Origin of the sequence: Streptomyces albidus (ex Kaewkla and Franco 2022), assembly GCF_013870515.1 — a bacterium.
GTDB classification, from domain to species: Bacteria; Actinomycetota; Actinomycetes; order Streptomycetales; family Streptomycetaceae; genus Streptomyces; species Streptomyces albidus.
The window spans coordinates 1-3,479 of record NZ_JACBXA010000396.1 but is presented as its reverse complement, the minus strand read 5'-3'; the positions used below and the strand labels follow the sequence as shown (position 1 = coordinate 3,479).

The window sequence follows — 3,479 nt, the reverse complement described above, 5'->3', positions numbered from 1 at the left end:
AACGACGGATAAGTGCGCCTCGCGCTGGCCTTTTGGCCGTGGCGAGCACGTCGAGGATCGAGGCCAGCCCGGAGTCGAACACCCCGTCGTAGGCGAGTACAGCGATGTCCATGACGGAAACGGTATCGGACATGTCGTTCACGACACTGGGGGAGCGGTGGTTCCCGCCATAGGTTCACAGGTGTTCCAACGCAACACGACATCGGGAGCAACCACATGACGACGATCGGACTGCTGGCCCGCATCGAGGCCAAGCCCGAGCACGCGGAGCAGGTCGGGACCCTGCTGCGGGGAGCCCTGCAACTCGCTGAGGAGGAGGAGCACACGGTCACTTGGTTCGCGTTCCGTCAGGACGCCACGACCTTCGGCATCTTCGACACCTTCGAGGACGAGGAAGGGCGCAAGGCTCACCTCGAAGGCAGGATCGCGGCGGCGCTGGCGGAGGCCGCGCCGACGATGCTCGCCGCGGCGCCGGACATCAGGCCCGTGGACCTGCTGGCGGTCAAGCTTCCCTGACCGCGGCTCTTCGAGAAGCGGCGCTCCGGTCAGGCCGGGGTGCCGCTTCCGGCCCCGGCCGGTCCCGGTGACGGGAACGGTATGCGAACTGTCGCAAGCGACACTGCGCAAGATCGCGCGCGGCCCGTAGGTTCGCCGTGTACGGCAGAACGAGGAGTGAGGAAGACGCACATGGCTCAGCCCACCGCCGAAGAGGTCGCCACCGGAACGACGCGATCCCGCACCCACACCTGGGCGGCTCCCACCACCTACCAGGACGCGGGCGGTCGCTCCGGCCTCGAACTGCTGCGCCTCAGCCTGGAGGGGCATCTGCCCCAGGCCCCCATCTGCGGCACCCTCGGCTTCCGCCTCGTCGAGGTGGACGAAGGACGAGCGGTGTTCGAAGGCGAGCCGGGCGAGCACCTGTTCAACCCGATGGGGACCGTGCACGGCGGCTTCCTGGCCACCCTCCTGGACTCGGCTCTCGGCACGGCCGTCATGAGCACCCTGCCGGCGGGGCGTGCGTACACCACCGTCCAGCTCGGGGTGAACCTGGTGCGTCCCGTCTTCGGCGACACCCCGACCCTGCGGTGCGAGGGCACCTCCGTCCACGTGGGACGTACGACCGCGACGGCCGAGGCGCGCGTGGCCGGCGCGGCCGACGGCAAGCTGTACGCCCACGGCACCACCACGTGCGCGGTCTTCGCCCTTCCGCAAGCGGGCTGACCGGGGAGGAAGCACATGAGCAGCACGACGGTGGTCAATCTCAAGGGCCACCTCAACGACCCCGACTACGCCGACGTGGTCTACGTCGGCCGCCCCATGCACCGCGGCGGCTGGCACCTGGAAGGGTCTCCCCTCGCGAGTCCCTTCCGCCCCGGCCGCGACGGCACCCGGGAGGAGGTGCTCGAGCAGTACCGCGAACACCTCCTGGGCCGACCCGACCTCCTCGCCCTGCTGCCCGGCCTCCGCGGCCGGAGGCTGGGATGCTGGTGCGTCCCGGAGCTCTGCCACGCGCAGGTGATCGCGGAACTGGCGGACGCGGGCTGAGACTTGGCGGGCTCGTACCTGTCATCCGCCGGTCCCGTCCAGCCGCGGCCGGCGGTGGAGCCGTCGCCAACTGCTGGGCGCTCACATAGCATCCGGGCATGGCGAAGACGTTCACCCACCGGCTGCGGGTGCGCTACAGCGAATGCGATCAGCAGGGCGTGGTGTTCAACGGCCACTACCTGTTCTTCTACGACGTCGCCGTCACGGAGCTGTGGCGCGAACTGATCGAGGACTACGCGTCCATGGTCGAAGGCGGCTCCGACGTGGTCGTGGCCGAGGCGCGGATCCGCTATGTGGAAGGCGCGCGTTTCGACGACCTTCTCGACATCGAGATGAACGTCGCCCACCTCGGCACCACCAGCATGATCGTGCGGCCCGTCTTCCGGGTCGGCGAACGGCTCATCGCCGACGGCGAGATACGGCACGTCTTCGTCGACCCGGCTGCCGGCGGGAAGAAGGAGATGCCCGCCAACGTGCGCCGGGCGCTGGAGCCACTGCTGCCCGAGGCGGAGTAGCCCGGAAGCGGCCCGGCAGCCACGGCATTTCCGCGGTTCCGCCCCGGCTCAAGCTGCTCCGCCCCCTTGGCGGACCGCTCCCGCCGCGGCGTCCGGTCAGTCCGGAGAATCCCGCCCCCGTCCGGTGAGAATCGGTTCCGCCCTGTGTCGATCCGGCGCGGTCCCATTCGTCGGTGGGGTGCAAGGACCTCATGAAGACCGGGAGAAACCATGAAGTACATGCTGCTCGTGTGCGGGGACGACTCCGTGCACCCCTCCGATGTGGCACCCGTCGAACCCTGGGTCGAGGAGCTGGGCGCCCGCCGCGGCGTACGGCTGCACGGCCACCGGCTGCGGCCGGCCGAAGACGCGGTCACCGTACGCGTACGCGGCGGGGAGGTGCTGCGCACCGACGGACCCTTCGCCGAGACGAAGGAGCAGGTCGCCGGGTTCGACGTGCTCGAGTGCGACAGCATGGAGGAGGCCGTGCAGGCGGCCGCCGAGCACCCCATGGCAGCTGCCGGCGCCATGGAGGTGCGGGCGTTCTGGGACGAGGAGGACCCCCTCGTAAATATCCAGCGTCTCGACGAGGAGCTCACCGCCGCCCTGCGCGAGCGCGACATCGACCGGGCTGTCGCCTGCTACGCCCCCGACGCCGAGGTCTTCCACCCCATGCGCGGGCTGGAGGAAAGCGGGACAGGGTCGCTGCGCAAGTCGATGGAGTGGTGGCTCTCGACCGTGAGCGGACCCGTCAGCCGTGAGGTGCTCCAGCTGCGCGTCCGCGTGGACGAGAGCGTCGCCTTCAGCCACGCACTCGTACGGACGCGCGCCGCGCTCACCACAGGCGAGCCGCTGGACAGCACCGCACGGGTCACCACCGGCTACCGCGCCGTCGGCGGGCGGTGGCTGATCGATCACCAGCACACATCGGTGCCTTTCGACGCCGGGATCAACGAGGAGGACCACTCATGAAGTACGTGATGTTCATCTGCACCCCCGTGGGCGGCGACGAGCTCAGCCCCGAGGAGATCGCCGAGGACCCCCGCTTCACCTCGTACATCGACGAGGTGCGTACCAGCGGCGTCGTGAAGGGCGGAGCGCGGCTGCGGCCTTCCACCGACGCCACCACCGTGCGCGTGCAGGGAGACGAAGTGCTGCTCAGCGACGGGCCGTTCGTCGAGTCCAAGGAGTACGTCGCGGGCTTCGACATCATCGACGTCGCCGACCTGGACGAGGCCATCGCGCTCGCGTCGCGGCATCCCGCCGCGCTGGGCGGCGGCTCTGTCGAGGTGCGGCCGGTCTGGGAGTGAACAACGACGTCGAGGAGGCGGTCGCCGCCGCCTTCCGCGAGGAATGGGGCCAGGTCGTCGCCACCCTGATCCGGGTGACCGGCGACTGGGACCTCGCCGAGGAGTGCGCTCAGGACGCCTTCGCGCAGGC

The 3,479-nt window shown here is 69.9% G+C and carries 6 protein-coding genes and 1 pseudogene; all 7 read left to right on the top strand.

Features of this window, described 5'->3' with window-relative positions:
• Positions 1 to 216 precede the first annotated feature (216 nt).
• Positions 217 to 516: a putative quinol monooxygenase gene (locus H5J26_RS29500; RefSeq protein WP_181769022.1), complete on the top strand. Its 300-nt coding sequence runs from the start codon at positions 217 to 219 to the stop codon at positions 514 to 516.
• Positions 517 to 687: 171 nt separating this feature from the next.
• Positions 688 to 1,221, top strand: a complete 534-nt coding sequence (locus H5J26_RS29495; RefSeq protein WP_181769021.1) for a PaaI family thioesterase — start codon at positions 688 to 690, stop codon at positions 1,219 to 1,221.
• A 15-nt stretch (positions 1,222 to 1,236) separates the two neighbouring features.
• Complete coding sequence (locus H5J26_RS29490; protein ID WP_181769020.1) at positions 1,237 to 1,545, top strand: DUF4326 domain-containing protein; 309 nt, start codon at positions 1,237 to 1,239, stop codon at positions 1,543 to 1,545.
• Positions 1,546 to 1,643: 98 nt separating this feature from the next.
• On the top strand, positions 1,644 to 2,060 hold the full coding sequence (locus H5J26_RS29485; protein WP_181769019.1) for an acyl-CoA thioesterase: 417 nt from the start codon (positions 1,644 to 1,646) through the stop codon (positions 2,058 to 2,060).
• Between the two features lie 210 nt (positions 2,061 to 2,270).
• Positions 2,271 to 3,011 carry a nuclear transport factor 2 family protein gene (locus H5J26_RS29480; protein WP_181769018.1) on the top strand — a complete coding sequence of 247 codons (741 nt, stop codon included), beginning with the start codon at positions 2,271 to 2,273 and terminating at the stop codon, positions 3,009 to 3,011.
• Entirely contained in the window at positions 3,008 to 3,349 is a 342-nt protein-coding gene (locus H5J26_RS29475) for a YciI family protein (RefSeq protein ID WP_181769017.1), read from the top strand. Before H5J26_RS29480 ends, H5J26_RS29475 begins: the two co-directional genes overlap by 4 nt.
• A pseudogene (locus H5J26_RS31760) lies at positions 3,346 to 3,479 on the top strand (RNA polymerase subunit sigma-24); the annotation flags it as partial. The gene H5J26_RS29475 and the pseudogene H5J26_RS31760, both read left to right, overlap by 4 nt.